16 protein-coding genes and 2 tRNA genes are annotated in these 19,630 nt (G+C 65.5%); 14 read left to right on the top strand and 4 right to left on the bottom strand.

The annotated features are described in order from the left end of the window. The first annotated feature begins 103 nt into the window (after nucleotides 1-103). The 3 genes from upp to RTQ83_RS15450 all read left to right on the top strand — a co-directional run bounded on the left by upp (nucleotide 104) and on the right by RTQ83_RS15450 (nucleotide 1,693). On the top strand, nucleotides 104-754 hold the full coding sequence (gene upp / locus RTQ83_RS15440; RefSeq protein WP_312516384.1) for a uracil phosphoribosyltransferase: 651 nt from the start codon (nucleotides 104-106) through the stop codon (nucleotides 752-754). Between the two features lie 44 nt (nucleotides 755-798). Then, nucleotides 799-1,170, top strand: coding sequence for an Hpt domain-containing protein (locus RTQ83_RS15445; protein WP_312516386.1), 372 nt, complete (start codon nucleotides 799-801; stop codon nucleotides 1,168-1,170). 319 nt (nucleotides 1,171-1,489) lie between these two features. Continuing rightward, nucleotides 1,490-1,693, top strand: coding sequence for a cold-shock protein (locus RTQ83_RS15450; protein ID WP_005670341.1), 204 nt, complete (start codon nucleotides 1,490-1,492; stop codon nucleotides 1,691-1,693). Nucleotides 1,694-1,832: 139 nt separating this feature from the next. On the opposite strand, the gene RTQ83_RS15455 is transcribed toward RTQ83_RS15450, so the two are convergent. Next, a complete protein-coding gene (locus RTQ83_RS15455) occupies nucleotides 1,833-2,789 on the bottom strand; it encodes a LysR family transcriptional regulator (protein ID WP_312516388.1) in 957 nt (318 codons plus the stop codon). A 205-nt stretch (nucleotides 2,790-2,994) separates the two neighbouring features. Here RTQ83_RS15455 and aceB point away from each other — a divergent pair, with 205 nt between their 5' ends. After that, the gene (aceB, locus tag RTQ83_RS15460) at nucleotides 2,995-4,584 is read left to right on the top strand and encodes a malate synthase A (RefSeq protein ID WP_312516390.1); all 1,590 of its coding nucleotides are present in this window, start codon (nucleotides 2,995-2,997) and stop codon (nucleotides 4,582-4,584) included. A gap of 70 nt (nucleotides 4,585-4,654) precedes the next feature. Here the strand turns inward: aceB and gloB are convergent, their stop codons facing one another. Further along, on the bottom strand, nucleotides 4,655-5,455 hold the full coding sequence (gene gloB, locus RTQ83_RS15465) for a hydroxyacylglutathione hydrolase (protein ID WP_312516392.1): 801 nt from the start codon (nucleotides 5,453-5,455) through the stop codon (nucleotides 4,655-4,657). 38 nt (nucleotides 5,456-5,493) lie between these two features. Between gloB and RTQ83_RS15470 the strand changes: the two genes are divergently transcribed. The 5 genes from RTQ83_RS15470 (at nucleotide 5,494) to RTQ83_RS15490 (ending at nucleotide 7,851) form a co-directional block, all read left to right on the top strand. Next, nucleotides 5,494-6,267, top strand: coding sequence for a class I SAM-dependent methyltransferase (locus tag RTQ83_RS15470; protein ID WP_312516394.1), 774 nt, complete (start codon nucleotides 5,494-5,496; stop codon nucleotides 6,265-6,267). Then, complete coding sequence (gene rnhA / locus RTQ83_RS15475) at nucleotides 6,264-6,731, top strand: ribonuclease HI (RefSeq protein WP_312516395.1); 468 nt, start codon at nucleotides 6,264-6,266, stop codon at nucleotides 6,729-6,731. Before RTQ83_RS15470 ends, rnhA begins: the two co-directional genes overlap by 4 nt. A gap of 86 nt (nucleotides 6,732-6,817) precedes the next feature. Then, a complete protein-coding gene (dnaQ, locus tag RTQ83_RS15480; RefSeq protein WP_312516397.1) occupies nucleotides 6,818-7,525 on the top strand; it encodes a DNA polymerase III subunit epsilon in 708 nt (235 codons plus the stop codon). Nucleotides 7,526-7,562: 37 nt separating this feature from the next. After that, a tRNA-Val gene (locus tag RTQ83_RS15485) sits at nucleotides 7,563-7,637 on the top strand. A 139-nt stretch (nucleotides 7,638-7,776) separates the two neighbouring features. Then, a tRNA-Val gene (locus tag RTQ83_RS15490) sits at nucleotides 7,777-7,851 on the top strand. A 49-nt stretch (nucleotides 7,852-7,900) separates the two neighbouring features. Here the strand turns inward: RTQ83_RS15490 and RTQ83_RS15495 are convergent. Both RTQ83_RS15495 and RTQ83_RS15500 read right to left on the bottom strand, forming a co-directional pair. Next, complete coding sequence (locus RTQ83_RS15495; RefSeq protein WP_312516399.1) at nucleotides 7,901-8,542, bottom strand: class I SAM-dependent methyltransferase; 642 nt, start codon at nucleotides 8,540-8,542, stop codon at nucleotides 7,901-7,903. Between the two features lie 93 nt (nucleotides 8,543-8,635). Further along, the gene (locus RTQ83_RS15500; protein ID WP_312516401.1) at nucleotides 8,636-10,723 is read right to left on the bottom strand and encodes a diguanylate cyclase; all 2,088 of its coding nucleotides are present in this window, start codon (nucleotides 10,721-10,723) and stop codon (nucleotides 8,636-8,638) included. A 445-nt stretch (nucleotides 10,724-11,168) separates the two neighbouring features. Between RTQ83_RS15500 and RTQ83_RS15505 the strand changes: the two genes are divergently transcribed. From RTQ83_RS15505 to cphA, 5 genes are all read left to right on the top strand, one after another. Continuing rightward, nucleotides 11,169-12,566: an amino acid permease gene (locus RTQ83_RS15505; protein WP_312516403.1), complete on the top strand. Its 1,398-nt coding sequence runs from the start codon at nucleotides 11,169-11,171 to the stop codon at nucleotides 12,564-12,566. Between the two features lie 156 nt (nucleotides 12,567-12,722). Further along, nucleotides 12,723-13,340, top strand: coding sequence for an isochorismatase family protein (locus tag RTQ83_RS15510; RefSeq protein WP_312516405.1), 618 nt, complete (start codon nucleotides 12,723-12,725; stop codon nucleotides 13,338-13,340). Nucleotides 13,341-13,484: 144 nt separating this feature from the next. Beyond that, entirely contained in the window at nucleotides 13,485-15,254 is a 1,770-nt protein-coding gene (locus RTQ83_RS15515) for a thiamine pyrophosphate-requiring protein (RefSeq protein ID WP_312516407.1), read from the top strand. 165 nt (nucleotides 15,255-15,419) lie between these two features. Beyond that, complete coding sequence (locus RTQ83_RS15520) at nucleotides 15,420-16,871, top strand: iron-containing redox enzyme family protein (protein WP_312516409.1); 1,452 nt, start codon at nucleotides 15,420-15,422, stop codon at nucleotides 16,869-16,871. Between the two features lie 88 nt (nucleotides 16,872-16,959). Further along, on the top strand, nucleotides 16,960-19,593 hold the full coding sequence (gene cphA / locus RTQ83_RS15525; protein ID WP_312516410.1) for a cyanophycin synthetase: 2,634 nt from the start codon (nucleotides 16,960-16,962) through the stop codon (nucleotides 19,591-19,593). Nucleotides 19,594-19,630 lie beyond the last annotated feature (37 nt).

A 19,630-nucleotide genomic window follows, 5' to 3' on the forward strand; every position in this document is an offset into this window, starting at 1 on the left:
CTGTTAAGAAACTAATTATTTCTTCGACAAATTGAGACAAATGGCCGCGCGGCTGGGATAATGCTGGCCTCAAGCATCGCTGCAGAATCCATCGCTACCCACCATGAAACAAGATCCGCGCTTCCCGAACCTGTATATCCTGAACCACCCGCTGATCCAGCACAAGCTGTCGCACATGCGCGAACACGACACGTCGACCCGCACCTTCCGCGAACTGCTGCGCGAGATCACGCTGCTGATGGGATACGAGATCACGCGCGACCTGCCGCTGACCACGCGCCAGATCCAGACCCCGCTGGTCACGATCGACGCCCCGGTCATCGCCGGCAAGAAGCTGGCGGTGGTACCGATCCTGCGCGCCGGCATCGGCATGAGCGACGGTCTGCTGGAACTGGTGCCGTCGGCGCGCGTCGGCCACATCGGCGTGTTCCGCGACCCCGCCACCCACGAGCCGGTTGAGTACCTGGTGCGCCTGCCGGACACCAACGACCGCACCTTCATCCTGTGCGATCCGATGGTTGCCACCGGCAACTCGGCGGTGCACGCGATCGACGTGCTCAAGAAGCGCGGCGTGCCGGACGAGCAGATCCTGTTCCTGGCGCTGGTGGCGGCGCCGGAAGGCGTGCAGGTATTCCAGGATGCGCATCCGAACGTCAAGCTGTACGTGGCCTCGCTCGACTCGCACCTGGACGCGCATGCCTACATCGTGCCGGGCCTGGGCGACGCGGGCGACCGCATCTTCGGCACCAAGTAGTCTTTTCCATCAACCAGTCCTCGCAAAGAAGGGCAAACGAGACCATGCCGCAACCGGCCGACCAGCAATTTTTCGCCCGCCTGGCTGAACTCAACGAGAAGTTCGCCGGGCGCCTGCCGGCCACGCTCGAGCGCCTGTCGTCGCTGTCGCAGCAGATCGATCCGGGCGCGGGCGACGCTGCGGGCGCAGGCACCGCCGCCGCGGCGCGCGAACTGCAGGCGATGCTGCACACGCTGGCCGGCTCCGCAGCGACGTTTGGTTTTCGCGGCCTGGGGCACCACGCACGCCTGCTCGAGCAGCGCCTGCGGGTATTGACCACCTTCGAGCAGGTGGCACCGGCCGACTGGCTGATCTGGCGCGGCGAGCTCGACGAGTACATCGCGGCAGCGCAGCGCGATCCCAAATCGCTGAGCTGAAAACAGTCTTGCACGCAAGTGTTTTGCGCAAAGGTGCTGTTGAGCCTAATTTGATTCAGCGCAAACTTCGACGCTGTCAATGACCTATATTTTCTCTACCACCGAAAACGAAATCGCATCGCTCTGATTATTGATTCTAGGAATCGTTGCGATTGTGCGGCTTTTTTATTTAGTTTTGAGGTCGTGCGCGGTTTTTATTCGGTATAATGTGGGATCGTTGGGTTCGAGGTAGTAGTGCAGTCTGTCTGTCATTTCTTTCTTGCTTCTTCAAACGATCTGAAACGGGCGTAAGCCCAACTAACCGAAATAGGAAATTGTAATGGCAACTGGCATCGTTAAATGGTTCAATGATTCGAAGGGTTTTGGCTTCATCACCCCTGACGAAGGCGGCGAAGATCTGTTCGCTCACTTCTCGGCTATCCAGAGCACCGGCTTCAAGTCGCTGCAGGAAAACCAGCGTGTCTCGTTCGACGTGACCACCGGTCCTAAGGGCAAGCAAGCATCGAACATCCAGCCTCTGTAATCGCGGCTCCGTAGCGCTTCACAGCGCTACCGAAATAAAAATCCCCGGAATTGCCGGGGATTTTTTTCGTCTGAATATTTATCGTCGAGTTCTTGAGCGCCGCATGGGGTGTGCTTTTCCCGGTTAGCCTGCGCTCTCTTTATCGCCCATGCTCGCCGTTAATGCTGAGCATGTCGGAAATCCCGGCCGGGCTGTTGCGCTGCCAGTATTCCGGCGACGCGTAACTGCGGCGCAGGAAGTCGACGAAGGCGCGGATGCGCAGCGGCAAGTGGCGGCGCTGGGCGAACACTGCATGGATGTCGTTGCCGGGCGCTGCGAAGTCGTCCAGCACCGTGCACAGCGCGCCGCTGGCGATCTGCTCGCCAACTTCCCACATCGAACGCCACGCCAGGCCCTTGCCGGCCAGCGCCCATTCATGCAGCACGGCGCCGTCGTTGCACACCATATTGCCGCCCACCTTCAGCGTCAACTGCTGCCCGTTGTCGAGGAAGGTCCAGCCGCGCTGGCTGCCGTCGCTGCTGATCGCCAGGCAGTTGTGGCGCGCCAGGTCGGCCGGGTGGCGCGGCTGTCCGTGCCGTTTCAGGTAGGCGGGGGAGGCCACCACCACACGCCGGTTGTCGGCCAGCTTGACCGCGACCAGGTTCGAATCGCTCAGGCTGGCGATGCGGATCGCCACGTCCACGCCTTCGCCGAGCACGTCGACCACGCGGTCGTTCAGGTTCAGGTTGACGGTGACGTCGCGGTGTTCGGCCAGAAACGAGGGCAGCAGCGGCGCCACGTGCTGGCGCCCGAACCCTGCCGGGGCCGATACCAGCAGGTGGCCCGTAGCGCGCGCACTGCGTTCCGACACCGCCGCCTCTGCGTCGTCCAGCTCGCCGAGGATGCGCTGGCAGTCTTCCAGGAAGGCCACGCCTTCGTCCGTCAGCACCAGCTTGCGCGTCGTGCGCTGCAGCAGCTTGACGCCCAGGCGAGCCTCCAGCGCGTCGAGCCGGCGTCCGATCATGGCCGGCGCGATGCCTTCGGCGCGCGCCGCCGCCGACAGGCTGCCGCGCCCCACCACTTCGACAAAGGTCGTCATTTGCGTGAATTTGCCCATCTGCGCGCCTGCGTTGGCCTATGCTTGTGTGTTCGATCGCGCTGTCGTGTGCGCTCATCTAATACAAAAACGCACGAATGAAGTGAGAATTTGTATCGTTTATCGCTATTTTGGTGAATATACTTGATGCAATGACAAACGCCAAGGCGTGCGCCACGCTGCGCCATGGCCGCAACCGGATTCGCCACAACATTCAGGAGTCGACATGAACAACCCGATCCCCGCCGGCATGGACATCACCGCCAAGCTCCAGCCCGGCTACGAACAGATTCTCACGCCGCAGGCGCTGGACCTGGTGGCGAAACTGTCGCGCGCCTTCGAGCCGCGGCGCCAGGAATTGCTGGCGCTGCGCGCCGAACGCGCACGCAGGCTGGACGCAGGCGAGCGCCCCGATTTCCTGTCCGAGACCGCCGCCATCCGCGCCAGCGACTGGCGCATCGCGCCGCTGCCGGAAGCGCTGGCGTGCCGCCGGGTCGAGATCACCGGTCCGGTCGAGCGCAAGATGGTCATCAACGCGCTCAATTCCGGCGCCGACAGCTACATGACCGACTTCGAGGATTCGAATACGCCGAACTGGGACAACCAGATCGGCGGCCAGATCAACCTGTTCGATGCGGTGCGCCAGACCATTTCGCTGGAGCAGAATGGCAAGCGCTACCAGCTGAACGACAAGGTCGCGACGCTGCTGGTACGCCCGCGTGGCTGGCACCTGGACGAAAAGCACGTGCTGGTCGACGGCAAGCGCGTCTCGGGCGGCATCTTCGACTTTGCCCTGTTCATGTTCCATAACGCGAAGGAATTGCTGGCGCGCGGCGCCGGCCCGTATTTCTATCTGCCGAAACTCGAGTCGCATCTGGAAGCGCGCCTGTGGAACGACATCTTCGTCATGACCCAGGACGAACTCGGCCTGCCGCGCGGCACCATCAAGGCCACCGTGCTGATCGAAACCATCCTGGCCGCCTTCGAGATGGACGAGATCCTGTACGAGCTGCGCGAGCACAGCGCTGGTCTGAACGCGGGACGTTGGGATTACATCTTCTCGTGCATCAAGAAATTCAAGCACGACCGCGACTTCTGCCTGGCCGACCGGCCCAAGGTAACGATGACGGCGCCGTTCATGCGCGCCTATGCGCTGCTGCTGCTCAAGACCTGCCACCAGCGCGGCGCACCGGCAATCGGCGGCATGTCGGCGCTGATCCCGATCAAGAACGACCCGGAGAAGAACGAGGTCGCCATGGGCGGCGTGCGCAGCGACAAGGCGCGCGATGCCACCGATGGCTACGACGGCGGCTGGGTCGCGCACCCCGGCCTGGTCGGATTGGCGATGGAAGAATTCACGCGCGTGCTGGGCGATCGTCCGAATCAGTTCGACAAGCAGCGGCCGGATGTCGAGGTCACCGCGGCGCAACTGCTCGACTTCAAGCCCGAGGCGCCGATCACCGAGGCCGGCCTGCGTTATAACATCAATGTCGGTATCCACTACCTGGGCGCCTGGCTGGCCGGCAATGGCTGCGTGCCGATCCACAACCTGATGGAAGACGCGGCCACGGCCGAGATCAGCCGCTCGCAGGTGTGGCAGTGGATTCGTTCGCCGAAGGGAGTGCTGGACGATGGGCGCAAGGTCGATGCGGAGATGGTGCGCGCCATGATTCCGGAAGAGCTCGAGAAGGTGAAGCAGGTCGCTGCCGATGGCACGCATGCCAGCTATGAACGCGCAGCCGTGATCTTCGAGCAGATGTCGACGTCGGAGTCGTTTGCCGAGTTCCTGACCTTGCCGTTGTACGAGGAAATCTGACGCGTAGAGTTGGCGGCGGAGCCGCCAACTCTACGTGACGGCGCGGTCATGGTCTGACAGAACTGGCAGGTCAGAACGTATTCTTCCACTCCCGCAGCGCCGCGAACACCTCGACCGGCGCCGCGCTCTCGGCCAGCCGTCCCGCCTCCACCAGGCTGCGCACGATGCGCGCCGAGGTAACGCGCAAGAACGGATTGGTCGCTTTCTCCACCCCCACCGACGACGGAATCGTCGGCCGTCCCGCCGCGCGCAAAGCGCCATCCGACTCCGCCCGCGCCGCCAGCGCCGCATTATCCGGCTCGACCGCCTGCGCGAACTTCAGGTTCGACATCGTGTACTCGTGCGCGCAATACACCAGCGTCTCGTCCGGCAACGCCCCCAGCTTGCCCAGCGAATCGGCCATCTGCGCCGGCGTCCCTTCGAACAAGCGCCCGCAACCGGCCCCGAACAGGGTGTCGCCGCAGAACAGCCAGGGCACGCCGGGCGTGCGCGCCACGTAGGCGATATGCCCGAGCGTATGCCCCGGCACGTCGATCACCTCGAGTTCCAGGTCCAGCACTGGCAGCCGGATGCGGTCGCCTTCGCCCAGCTTGTCGGTCACCAACTCGATGCCGTCGTTGCGCGGCCCGAACACTGGCACGTCCCACTCGCGCAGCAGGGCGGGAACGCCGCCGATATGGTCAGCATGGTGATGGGTGAGTAAAATGGAGGTCAGGCGCAGCTTGTGTGCGGCCAGGGCGGCCTGGACCGGGGCGGCGTCGCCCGGATCGACCACGGCGGCGTGCTCGCCGTCATGGATCAGCCACAAATAATTGTCGTTAAAGGCGGGAACGGTGAGGATGCTCAGTTCCGTGTGCGGCGAAGTCGTCATAGTAGTCATCGTGTGAAGCAGTGTTTCAAAGGAATGGCATGGATAGCGCGGCTTCCGAAAAATCCATTATAGCGCTCGACAACTGGCTGCAATCGCCGGCCGGCGCCTACGTGGCGGCGTTCGAGCAGGCTTGCCTGGACCAGCTGACGGCGGACATCTTCGGCTTCAACGCGGTCCAGATCGGCGTGCCCCAGATCGACGCGCTGGCTGCCAGCCGCATGCCCAACAAATGGCAGGCGGCCACGCGCACGTCGGACGCCAGCGAGCTGGCGCTGGCGCCCGGCAACCGCCAGATCGCGGTGGCGCTCGACTTCGCCGAACTGCCGTTCGCCACCGCCAGCCTCGACCTGGTGGTGTTGCCGCACGTGCTCGAGTTCGCGGCCGAGCCGCACCAGGTGCTGCGCGAAGTCGAACGCGTCCTGATTCCGGAAGGCCAGATCATCATCTGCGGCTTCAACCCGGCCAGCCTGTGGGGCATGCGCCAGGGCGTCGGGCGCTTCACCAGCCACGACTACCTGCCCGAGTCGGGCGAATTCATTTCTATGCCGCGCCTCAAAGACTGGCTAAAATTGCTGAACCTTAATGTGGCGCGCAGTCATTTCGGCTGCTACGCGCCGCCATGCCGCACGGCGCACTGGCTGAGCCGGTTCTCGATGATGGAATCGGCGGGGCGCCGCTGGTGGCCATATCTCGGCGCGGTGTACGTGGTGCACGCGATCAAGCGGGTCAAGGGCATGCACATCATCGGCCCGGCCTGGAACAAGAAAACAAGCAAGCGGCCGGCGGCAGTGCCGGCGGCGAACAGAGAATGAACCAAGAAACCATTACTACAAGTAACGCCAGCAAGGTCGAGATCTTTACGGACGGTGCCTGCAAGGGCAACCCGGGCACGGGAGGCTGGGGCGCGCTGCTGGTCTCCAACGGCCACGAAAAGGAAATCTTCGGCGGCGAGCCGAACACCACCAACAACCGCATGGAATTGCGCGCCGTGATCGAGGCGCTGGGCGTGCTGAACCGCCCATGCCAGGTGGTACTGCACACCGACAGCCAGTACGTTCAGAAGGGCATCTCGGAATGGATCCACGGCTGGAAGGCGCGCGGCTGGAAGACCGCCGCCAAGGAGCCGGTCAAGAACGACGACCTGTGGAAGGCGCTCGACATGGTGCAGCAGCAGCATGCGGTCGAATGGCGCTGGGTGCGCGGCCACAACGGCCACCCGGGCAACGAGCGCGCCGACGTGCTGGCCAACCGCGGCGCCGCCTCAGTGCGGCGCTGATCGCGGGCTTACGCCGGTCGCCGCAGCGGCCGGCTGTTATACTGGCTGTCGTTTGATTCCCCGCTTTAACTCTTCAAGATTGCACCATGCGCCAGATCGTCCTCGATACCGAAACCACAGGCCTGAATCCGCGCACGGGCGACCGCGTCATCGAGGTCGGCTGTGTCGAAATCTTCAACCGCAAGCTCACCGGCAATAACTTCCACCGCTATATCAATCCGGAGCGCGAGTCGGACGAAGCCGCGCTGGCGGTGCACGGCCTGACCACCGAATTCCTCAGCGACAAACCGAAGTTCCACGAGATCGCGGAAGAGCTGCGCGAATTCGTCGCCGGCGCCGAAGTCATCATCCACAACGCGCCGTTCGACCTGGGCTTCCTGAACCACGAATTCCAGCGCATCGGCATGAAGCCGTTCGTCGAGCATTGCAGCGGCGTGATCGACACCCTGGTGCATGCCAAGGAACTGCACCCCGGCAAGCGCAACTCGCTGGACGCGCTGTGCGACCGCTACGAGATCTCGAACGCGCACCGCAAGCTGCACGGCGCATTGCTCGACTCGGAACTGCTGGCCGACGTGTACCTGGCGATGACCCGTGGCCAGAACTCGCTGACCATGGATGTGGCGGTCGAAGCGGCCACCATCGGCGACGTGCTGGAATCGGTACCGCTGGGCGACATCATCGTGGTCTCGGCCAGCGTGGATGAAATCGCGGCGCACGACGAGGTGCTCGCAGGATTGGACAAGAACGTCAAAGGGCAGTGTGTGTGGAGGAATTATTCTCCGCAGGGGTGACGGCGCGGTGATTCTGTGCCATAATACGCCTCGCTTCGGGAGGTTAGCTCAGGGGTAGAGCACTGCATTCACACTGCAGGGGTCGCAAGTTCGAAACTTGCACTTCCCACCAGAATTCGACGGGCCAGCAGCGATGCTGGCCCGATTGTTTTCGAAGGACATGCGCCGGTCTGTAACGGTGTTTGTCTTGATGTTTGAGCAAATTTGCTGTTTGGCAAACTCAAGCATCTGTGTCATAATACGGCCTCGTTGGGAGGTTAGCTCAGGGGTAGAGCACTGCATTCACACTGCAGGGGTCGCAAGTTCGAAACTTGCACTTCCCACCAAAGAATTCGAAAAACGCCGCATCGCGCAAGTGATGCGGCGTTTTTGCTTTCACGATGCGTTGTCGGGCCCGGCTTGCGGCATGCGCTTCAACTCCGGCGTGATGGTCCACGCATACAGCGTCTTGTCGCGTACCCGCACGATCTGTTCCGGCGGCCATTGCGCGCCCATGTGAAAGTCGTGCGACACCACCCGGCTGCCCACGCGCAGCTGCTGCCACAGGCGCGGCATCAGTTTCAGGTTGACCTCGAACAGCAGGTACAGCACCACCACCGAGGCCGGGCTGAAGTCGGTGGCGAACAAGTCGGCCTGGCGAAAGCGCACCCGGTCCTGCACCCCGGCACGACGCGCATTGGCGCGCGCTTCGCGGATCCGTTCGGGATCGAGGTCGATGCCGACCCCGCGCGCGCCGTGGCGGCGGGCGGCGTCGATCACGATGCGGCCGTCGCCGCAGCCCAGGTCATACACCATGTCGCCCGCGCCGACCTTCGCCATCGCCAGCATGCGTTCGACGATGTCGCGCGGCGTCGATACGTACGGCACCTTGGGCAGGGCGGCGCCGAAGGCATGCGGCGCCAGGCCCAGGCCCGCCAGCGCGGCGGCGCCGTGCAGCAGTGTGCGCCGCTGCGGATCGGGATCGGATGTGCCGCGGGTGCGGCTTGAGCAAGGTAAATCGTGAAGACGGGAAGGCAAGCGCGGTACTCCTTGGCCGGTTGAGCGGGATGCGCCGCCAGCCTACCGCATTCCTTCACGCGCACGTTTGCGCGGCTGCCGCCAGCGCCGTGCTCAGGCGGGCATGGGCGATGCCGCCGGCAGGGCGGGGTGCCCGGGCAAAATCAGGTCCAGCTGCAAGCCGTCGAACGGCCCGCCGTCCGGGCGGCGCAGGCCCGCCACCAGGTAGCCGCGGTTGCGTCCGTTTTCCTTGCCCTTGTACAGGGCGCGGTCGGCCAGCGCGATCGCCTGTTCCCAGTCGATCCGGTTGTCGGCCTGGTTCTCTGCAGCCGCATCGTCGCTATCCTGCGCCACCAGCGGCAGCGTCACCGCGCCCGCCGTGGCGCTGATGCGCAGCGCGGTGCCATCTTCCAGCAGCACCGGCGTGGCCGCCAGCGCATCCAGGATGCGCCGCACCAGCTGCACCCGCTGGGCCGGCGTCACGCCCTGTGAATAGACCAGGAATTCTTCGCCGCCCCAGCGCAAGACCATATCCGATTCGCGCGTCGCTTCGCGCAGGCGGCGTCCGACTTCGACCAGCACCGCGTCGCCGGCCGTGTGGCCGTATTCGTCGTTGATGCGCTTGAAGTGGTCGATGTCGAGCAGGGTGAAGCAGTCGGCCGCGTCGGGGCGCGCCGCCGCTTCGCCGGTGCGGCTGCGCATGCGTTCCTGGAACGAGCGGCGGTTGAACAGGCCGGTGAGCGGGTCGCGCGCCGACAGGTAGGCCAGTTCGGCGTTCAGCTCGGACAGGCGATGGCCGGTACGCACCGACTTCTTGTACAGCACGAACACCACGCTGAACAGCACCAGCGCCAGTACTGCGCCGAGCGTGGTGGTCAGCTGGCGCAGGCCGCGGTTATGCAGCTCGACATCCTTGACCGCGTTTTCCTGGCGCAGCGTGGCGATCTGGGCCGCGCGTTCGCGCGCCTTGAACTGTTCCTGCAGCGCCGAGATCGCTTTCTCGCGTTCGTTCTGGGCCAGTTCGTGGACGATGGCTTCGCGCTCGCGCACCGTGGCCAGCACCTCGCGGTAGTGGCCGGCGCGCTCCAGCGCCTGGCCTTTTTCCGCCAGCATCACGCTCAGGGCCGACAGCGCGCCCGACTGGCGCAGCTGCGCGGCCACGGCGTCGATATGGACCAGGCCTTCGCGCTCGCGGCCCTGGCCGAACAGCGCGAAACCCAGATGGGCTTCGGCCAGCTGCAGGCCGACGCCGTCGGCGCTGGCCCGCGCCGGCGCCAGCGCCGCGCGCGCCGCTGCTTCGGCCTGGCCATAGCGCTGCAGCCGCAGGTTGGCGTTGGCGATATTGCCCAGCACATTGGCCTCGAGTGCGATCAGGTGATTGGCGCGCGCCAGTGCCAGGGCGCGGTCGAATGCGGCCAGCGCGTCGCCGATGTCGTTGCGTACCACCAGCGCCCGGCCTTCCAGGAAGCACAGGGTGGCTGCGGTACGCGCCGACAGCTGGAGCTGGCCGGTGCGCACTTCGCGCACGATTTCCAGCGCCCGGGCCGGGTCGCGCGCATTGACGTACATGCGCGCCAGGGCCAGCCGGATATCCGGTTCGCGCGGGCTCCACAGCCCGGGATGGGAGCGCACGATCTCCAGGCTGCGCTGGAAATGCTGCAGCGCGCGGTCGTACTGGCCGACCGCGCTGTAGCCGATGCCGTACAGGACTTCGGTGCCGGCCAGGAATTCAGGATTGTCGAGCTCGCGGTGTTGCGCTGCCAGCGTTTCGAGCGCGGCCAGGGCGCTGGCCGGGTCGTTGTCGTCGAGCTGGCGGTTGATGCGCGCCAGGCTGGCCAGCGCCAGGTTGAGAGGGTCGGCCTCGGCTTCGGCCAGTTCGACGATCTTCTCGTTGGTGGCGTAGGCTTCGCTCAGGTTGCCGCTGTCGACCTCGACCCGGCGCAGCAGGCGCAGGTAGTCGATGCGCTGCGCATATGGTGCACCGGCGATCAGGGTCGGGCCTTCCTGCACCAGCATGGTGCGCGCGCGCTGGATGTCCTGCTCGGCCAGCGCGGCGATCTCGTGCAGGCGGGCGGCGGTGTCGGCCATGGCCGGTCCCGCCAGCATCCCCAGCGCCAGGACCACGGCGCAGCTCAGGCGCCGCGCTGGGCCCGGTGCGGACGGGCGGTGCAAGGGAAACGGCTGCGGCGGGAGAGCGGTCATCGGGTCGGGGCGGGAATGGGATGCACGAGCCCGCCGGCGGAGCCTGCTGATGCGCGCTGATTACGAAGCTGTACTACGGAGCTGAACTCGAAGCTGAACTACTGGGAACAGCAGGACATTATCTTGTGTTGAAATCTGGAAATCAAGCTTGTTAGATCTCTTTGTTGCGCGCGCGATGTTTACACAACGAGGCGCTGCTGCTCGGGTTTTCAGTTTCCGGCACGCAAATTGCAATACTTTGACGAGTTTGCTTTGATAAGCAACAACATTCTGGTTATATTGGCACACCTGCAAAAAGTTGACGTTTTGCAGCGGTAGCGAAGACGGTTTCAAGTCAGGCGATTGATGGCCCATCAGGCAGGATCCCGCCCGGCGCCGTACGATCTGCGGCGCCAGGAACGACAAGACGCGGGACCATACTATTTTTCGAATGGAGAACACGTAAGTGAGTATTTTCAGAACCAAAAACCTGGACGCCATGCTGGCCGCCGGCGCCAAACCGGGCGGCCTCAAGAAAGTCCTCGGTCCGACCGACCTGGTGCTCATGGGCATCGGCGCGATCGTCGGCACCGGTATTTTCGTGCTCACCGGCACGGGCGCCGTCACGGCCGGCCCCGCGCTGACGATCTCCTTCGTGGTGGCGGCCCTGGCTTGCTGCTTCGCCGCGCTGTGCTACGCTGAATTCGCTTCCACCGTTCCGGTCGCCGGTTCGATCTACACTTACAGCTATGCCACCCTGGGTGAACTGGTGGCCTGGATGATCGGCTGGGACCTGCTGCTCGAATACGGCCTCGCCACCTCGACCGTCGCGGTCGGCTGGTCGGGTTACTTCCAGTCGCTGCTGGCCGGCTTCGGCATCACGCTGCCGGCCGCCCTGAGTGCGGCGCCGGGCGCGCGCGAAGGCGTCGAGACCTTCTTCAACCTGCCGGCCTTCCTGATCATGATGGTGCTGACCGGCATGCTGTCGCTGGGCATGCGCGAATCGGCGCGCGCCAACAACGTGATGGTGGTGATCAAGATCGCCGTGGTGCTGCTGTTCATCGCGGTCGGCGTCGGCCACGTGAAACCGGACAACTGGCAGCCGTTCATGCCGTTCGGCGCCGGCAGCGTGATGAGCGCCGCGGCCCTGGTGTTCTTCGCCTTCATCGGCTTCGACGCCGTGACCTCGGCCGCCGAGGAAGTCAAGAACCCGGCGCGCGACCTGCCGATCGGCATCATCGGTTCGCTGGCCGTGTGCGCCATCCTGTACGTGGTGGTGGCGGCGATCATGACCGGCATCGTGCCGTACATGGACTTCAAGGGCGTCGACCATCCGGTCTCGCTGGCGCTGCAGGTGGCCGGTGAAGACTGGGTCGCCGGCTTCGTCGACCTGGCCGCGATCCTGGGCATGAGCACCGTGATCCTGGTGATGGCCTATGGCCAGACCCGCATCCTGTTCGCCATGTCGCGCGACGGCCTGCTGCCTGCCAAACTGTCGACCGTGCACCCGAAATACGGCACCCCGTTCTTCGCCACCTGGCTGGTCGGCATCATCTTCGGCCTGATCGCCGCCGTGGTGCCGCTCAACGTGCTGGCCGAGTTGGTCAATATCGGCACCCTGGCCGCGTTCACCCTGGTCTCGATCGCGGTCATCGTGCTGCGTAAAAAACGTCCGGACCTGCCGCGCGCCTTCCGCTGCCCGGCGGTGCCACTGGTGCCGATCCTGGCGATCATCTTCTGCGTCGCCCTGATGTCGTTCCTGAGCTGGCATACCTGGCTGGCCTTCGGCATCTGGCTGGCGATCGGCGTGGCCGTCTACTTCGGTTACGCGCGTCAGCGTTCGCTGCTGAACAAGGCGGGCTGATCAACGGGCGCGCCAGCGCCTTGATGACAGCCTGAACAGACCGCCCGGCGATTGTGCCGTGCGGTCTTTTTTACGTCCCGGCGAGCGGCGCTGCTTCATGTTAATCTGCCATTTGCGGCGTGCTTCCCTGCGCGCCATCAACGTGGAGAATGTCTGATGAGCGCCATCGTGCTCGGCCAGGGTGATGCCCTCCTGATCGTCGACCTGCAGGTCGATTTCCTCCCCGGCGGCAAGCTGGGCGTGCCGAACGGCGACGCCGTGATCGCACCGATCAACCGCCTGATTTCCTTGTATGCCGAACGCGGCCTGCCGGTATTCGCCTCGCGCGACTGGCATCCCGAACTGCATTGTTCCTTTGCGCAGCAGGGTGGGCCGTGGCCGCCGCACTGCGTGGCCGGGACCGAAGGCGCCGCCTTCAGCGATGCGCTGCAGCTGCCGGACGATGTCGTGATCGTCTCCAAGGCCGTCACCGCCGAGGTCGATGCCTATTCCGCCTTCAACGGTACCGGCCTTGGGCAAGACCTGCGCGCACGCGGCATCCGCCGTGTCGCCGTGTGCGGCCTGGCCACCGACTACTGCGTGCTGAATACCGTGCTCGACGCTCTGAAGGAAGAGTTCGAGGTCCTGATCGTGGCCGAAGCGGCGCGCGCGGTGGACGTCCAGCCCGGCGACGGCGACCGCGCCATGACGCAGATGCTCAAACAAGGCGCGCTGCCGGTGCGCCTGTCGGGCAATGCGCTGGTGGCCGACCTGGCGCTCGGCGCGCTACCCTGATATCAATTTCGCCGCATCCCGGCGCTATGCTCGCTGGCGCACGGTTCACGTTGTCTTCGCCACGTAAAGTCGGCGGCTCATAGCCTGCCGCGGTTTTCCAGCAGCCGCCGGCGGGCCTTTCCATTCAGCGAAAGGAGCTTCGATATGGCAACGGTAGGAGACTTCATGCTCGAGCGGCTCGGGCAGTGGGGCGTGCGGCGCGTGTACGGCTATCCCGGCGACGGCATCAACGGCATCCTGGCCGCGTTCGGCCGCCAGGACAAGATCGAATTCGTCCAGACCCGGCACGAGGAAATGGCGGCCTTCATGGCCTGCGGCCATGCCAAGTTCACGAACGAGGTCGGCGTGTGCCTGGCCACCTCCGGCCCTGGCGCGATCCACCTGCTCAACGGCCTGTATGACGCCAAGCTCGACCACCAGCCGGTGGTGGCCATCGTCGGCCAGCAAAAGCGCGCCTCGCTCGGTGCCAGCTACCAGCAGGAAGTTGACCTGGTCACCCTGTTCAAGGACGTGGCGGGCGAATTCGTGCAGATGGCGACCAGCCCGGACCAGGTGCGGCACCTGGTCGACCGCGCGTTTCGCATCGCCCAGGCACGCAACTGCGTCACCTGCGTGATCGTCCCCAACGACATCCAGGAAGAGGATGCCGTGCCGACCCCGCCGCGCGAACACGGCAGCACCTTCTCGGGCGTTGGCGTGGCACGGCGCGCGCAAGTCGCCTCCAACGAAGCCTTGCAGGCCGCCGCCGACGTGCTCAACGCCGGCAGCAAGGTCGCGATCCTGGCCGGGGCCGGCGCCCATGGCGCCACCGACGAACTGATCGAAGTGGCCGAGCTGCTCGGCGCCGGCATCGCCAAGGCGCTGCTGGGCAAGGCGGTGGTACCGGACGACGTGCCGTTCTGCACCGGCACCATCGGCATGATCGGCACCGAAGCCAGCGACACCATGATGAAGGAGTGCGACACGCTGTTGATGATCGGCTCCAGCTTCCCGTATGCCGAGTTTCTGCCGCAGGAAGGGCAGGCGCGCGCGGTGCAGATCGACATCGACGGCGCCATGCTCGGCTTGCGCTATCCGATGGAAGTCAACCTGGCGGGCGACGCCGCCGCCACCCTGCGCGCCTTGATCCCGCTGTTGCAGCGCAAGGAAGGGCGCGACTGGCGCGCGCGCATCGAGCGCAACGTCGAGGACAGCCGGCGCAAGCTGGCGCAGCGCGCCCTGGAACCTGCCAAGCCGGTCAATCCGCAACGCGCCTTCACCGAACTGTCGCCGCGCTTGCCGCAGGATGTGATCCTGACCGGCGACTCGGGCTCGGTGGCGGCCTGGTACGCGCTGCACCTGCAGCTCAAGCGCGGCATGATGGCGTCGCTGTCGGGCGGGCTGGCGACCATGGGCTCGGCGGTGCCGTACGCGCTGGCGGCCAAGCTGGCGCACCCTGGGCGTCCGGTGATCGCGCTGGCCGGTGACGGTGCGATGCAGATGAACGGCATCAACGGCCTGCTGACGGTCGCGCGCCACTGGCAGGCGTGGCCGGACAAAACCTTTGTGGTGCTGGTATTGAACAACCGCGACCTGAATTTCGTGACATGGGAACAACGCGGCATGCAGGGCGAACCAAAGTACGAAGACTCGCAGCAGCTGCCCGATTTCTCGTATGCGGCGTTTGCCAAGATGCTGGGCCTGGACGGGGAACGGGTCGAGGATCCGGAGCAACTGGGCGCGGCCTGGGAGCGGGCGCTGGCGGCCGGCAAGCCGTTCGTGCTGGAGGTGCTGGCCGACCCGAACATCCCGCCATTCCCGCCGCACATCGTCGATAAGCAAGCCGAGCAGTACAAGGAGGCGATCGCGAAGGGCGACGCCGAGGGCGGGGACGTGCAGCGCGGCATGGCGCAGCAGGGAGATCGAGCGGGATGAAGCATCAACACCGTTATTAACTGCTGAGCAACGGTTTGCTGCGCTGCGTGATGCTTTTTTGTAATCCCACTCTTACATTCTCGCAGCGCGCCTACCGATTTTCGCGCCATGGCCCAGCCCGGATAATGTGTTCAATCGTCCATAGACCAACTTACGATCCGACACATGACTCCAACGCTGTTCGCCGATGCACCAGAAGTGCAGGCCGCCACCAGCCGACCAGGCCAGGGCGCGAAAAACGTGTATTTCTCGCTGTACGCCGATCCGTCAGCCAGTACCGAAGAAGCGAAGGCTTTCGTCGCCGACCATATCGCCATCGCGCGCGAGCTGCCGAGCGACCTGCCGGCCAACATCAGCCAGCTGCAGGGCTGGATCGAAAGCCGCGCCGAAGCCGTCGGCGAGCAATACCGCGAATACCTGGCCGCGCGCAAGAACGGCGCGCCGCGCCGCTATTTCTCTTGCCGCGCGCACGCGCTGTACTTCCTGAAAGGCGTCGGTCCGACCAAGCTGGTCGACGGCGCCTGGCTGTACGGCCTGGTGCGCCAGTGGGACAACGTCGCCTTCCATCCCCTGATCAAGACCTATCTGGAAGAACTCGGTGAAGGCCTGCCGGACAAGAACCACGTCACCCTCTATCGCAAGCTGCTGGCCACGCACGGCTGCGAAGACTTCGAGCACCTGAGCGACGACCACTTCCTGCAAGGCGCGCTGCAGTTGGCGCTGGGTCATCATGCCGAGCACTTCCTGCCCGAGGTCATCGGCTACAACCTGGGCTACGAACAGCTGCCGCTGCACCTGTTGATCACGTCGTACGAACTGAACGAGCTCGGCATCGACCCGTATTACTTCACGCTGCACGTGACGGTGGATAACGCTTCCAGCGGTCACGCACGCAAGGCGGTGCAGGCCGTCGCCGACCTGATGCCGCGCGTGGGCGACCGCGACGCCTTCTGGCAGCGCGTGGTCGACGGCTACCGCCTGAACGACCTGGGCGCCAGCACCACCTCGGTGATCGGCGAATTCGACCTGCACGCCGAACTGGTGGGCATCATGGCCGCCAAGAGCGTCGCCGGCAAGAACATGCACTCCGATTACTGCCGCGTCGCCGGCCGCTCGGTCAACGACTGGCTGGCCGAGCCGGCGCAGATCCCGGACTTCCTGGCGGCGCTGGAGCAGGCCGGCTGGATCAAGCGCGGCGAAGACGTGCAGAACAGCCGCTTCTGGCGCCTGGTCGAAGGCGAGCGCGCCGAGATGTTCGGCGTCTTCAACGCCTATGAGCTGCAAGTGCTGCGCGACTGGATCACCAGCAGCGCCGACGGCAAGCCGGCGGCGGCCCAGCGCGTCTTGACCGCGCGCGCGCGCCAGCGCACCCTCGACACGCTGAGCCAGAACGCCGAGCGCGGCGCCTTCCCGGTGCGCGGCCTGATCCGGCGCCACCCGAACCTCGACGACGGTGACTCCGGCAACGAGCTGCGCCTGCTCGAGCAGCAGGTGGCCGGCGCCAGCGGCAAGGGCGAAGCGATGACGATCCTGGGGCGCCTGCTGTCGCCCGAGATCCACCATACGGCGGTGGGGCTGATGGCCACCCGCATGTACACGCAACTGTTCGACGCCTGACCCGCCTGCACAGTGCGATGACGGCGGCTGCATGTAGAGAGCGTGCAGCCGCCGTGGCATTCAAATTATTATTACAAGGGAATCACACGTGCAAATCCTCGAACAACGCTTCCTGCGCGGACCGAACATCCACGCCGATTCGCCCTGCCTGTTGTCGATCGTCGACCTGCAAGACCTGTATGGCCGTTCGACGCGCGACCTGCCGGGCTTCAATGAAGCGCTCCTGAACCTGTTGCCATCCTTGCGCGGCGAACGCGTGCCCGGCATCGCGCCGAGCGGCTTCGCCCAGCGCCTGCACGAAGGCACCTACCTCGGGCGCGTGGTCGAACACGTCACGCTCGAGCTGCAAACCCTGGCCGGCGCGCCGGTCACCTTCGGCCGTACCCGCCCGGTGAGCGGCCAGCCCGGCCAGGTCCGCATCGTGTGCGCCTACCAGATCGAAAAGCTGGCGCAGCCGGCGTTCGAGCTGGCGGTCGACCTGGTGACGGCGCTGGCCCACGGTGAGACCTTCGAGCTTGAGCCGGGCCTGGAAGAACTGCGCGCGCTGGCCGGCCGCTACGCGATCGGCACCAGCACCGCGGCGGTGCTGGGCGCGGCGTACGAGCGCGGCATCCCGGTGCAGCGCATCACCGAAGACGCCAACCTGTTCCTGCTCGGCTGGGGCGTCAGGCAAAAGCGCCTGCAAGCGACCACCACCGGCGACACCAGCTTCATCGCAGTGAAGATCGCCAGCGACAAGCAGCTGACCAAGGCGCTGCTCAAGGAAGCCGGCGTGCCGGTGCCCGAAGGCGACGTGGTCACCACCGTGGAAGCGGCGCAGCGCGTGGCGCGCCGCTTGGCCGCACCGGTCACGCTCAAACCGCTCGACGGCAACCAGGGCAAGGGCGTCACGGTCGATTGCAAGACTACCGATGACGTCGCGCGCGCGTTCGAATTCGCGCGCCAATATGGCCGCCGCATCATCGTTGAACGCCATGTGCAGGGTCGCGACTACCGTGTGCTGGTGGCGTGCGGGCGCGTGGCCGCCGCATCGTGCCGCCGTCCGGCGCACGTGGTGGGCGATGGCATCAAGACCGTGCGCCAGCTGGTCGAGATCGAGAACGCCGATCCGGCGCGCGGCGCGGGCCACGCCACCATCCTGACCCGCATCGCGCTGGACGACCATGCGGCCGACATGCTGGCGCGCCAGGGTTTCGAATTCGACAGCGTGCTGCCGGTCGGCGTGACCGCCGAACTGCGCGGCAACGCCAACCTGTCCACCGGCGGCACCGCCGAAGACGTGACCGACCTGCTGCCCGAATCGACCCGTCTGCTGTGCGTACGCGCTGCCGCCAAGATCGGTTTGGACGTGGCAGGCATCGATATCGTGTGCCAGGACATCGCCCAGCCGCTGGCCCAGCAGCGCGGCGCCGTCATCGAAGTCAACGCCGCGCCGGGCATCCGCATGCACCAGTACCCGAGCGCGGGCGAGCCGCGCGACGCCGGCGAAGCCATCGTCGACGGCCTGATGGGCAAGTCCGACGGCCGCATCCCGGTGATCGCCCTGACTGGCACCAATGGCAAGACCACCACCACGCTGCTGGTGGCGCACACGGTACGCATGGCCGGCAAGGTCACCGGCGTCACCACTACCGAGGGCGTCTTTATCGACGGCAAGCAGATCGTGAAGGGCGACTGCACCGGCTACTGGTCGGCGCGCACCGTGCTGGGCGCGCCGGAAGTGGAGGTCGCGGTGCTGGAAACGGCGCGCGGCGGCATCCTCAAGCGCGGCCTGGCGTTCGACCGCTGCGACGTGGCGATCGTGCTGAACGTGGCCGGCGACCACCTGGGGCTGGACGGCGTCGAGACCATCGAAGACCTGGCGCAAGTCAAGGCAGTGGTGGCGCAGTCAGCGTCGAAGGCGGTGGTGCTGAACGCCGAGGACGCGCTGTGCGTGCAGATGGCGCGCCGCGTCAAGCCGGGCGCCGAAGTGCTGTTCTTCTCGATGGAAGCGGAGAACCCGGTGCTGCTCAAGCACCTGGAAGACGGCGGCCGCGGCGCCTACCTGCAGGATGGCGCGCTGGTGGTGGCCGACGGCCATATCCAGCAGGCGGTGATCAAGGTCGAGAGCATGCCGGTGTCGTTCGGCGGCCTGGCGCGCTTCAATATCGCCAATGCCCTGGCGGCGGCGGCGGGCCTGATGGCGGCCGGCTTCTCCAACCTGCAGATCGCGGCTGGCCTGTCGACCTTCGTGTCGAACGGGCGCACCAATCCGCTGCGCACCAATATGTTCGACGTGCGCGGCGTGACCGTGATCGTCGACTACGCGCACAACCCGGCGGCCTACGCGGCGATGGCCGACATGGCGCGCGGCATGCTGCCGGGCCAGCTGGTCGGCATCGTCACCGCGCCGGGCGACCGCCGCGACAGTGACCTGGAAGAAATCGGCCGTGTGTGCGGCGAGCGTTTCGACGAGCTGGTGGTGTACGAATCGCAAAGCCGCGGGCGCGAAGTGGGGGAGGCGGTGGACCTGATCATCGGCGGCGCCGAGGAAGCGGTCGGTATGTCGGACACGCTGCATCGCGAAATCGAAGTGGACAAGGCGATCCGCCTCGGCCTGAGCCTGTGCCAGCCGGGGGATGTGCTGGTGTTCGCGTGCGGCTCGTCGCTGCAGGTGTTCGTCGATGCGATCCGGGTGACCGATCCGGAGAGTGCGGATCTGATTGCGGCGCAGACGGTGTAAGCCGGCGCGACCGGATTGCAAACAAAGGCGGCCTGCG

Source organism: Massilia sp., assembly GCF_031995545.1.
In the GTDB taxonomy this organism is placed as follows: Bacteria; Pseudomonadota; Gammaproteobacteria; order Burkholderiales; family Burkholderiaceae_D; genus Telluria.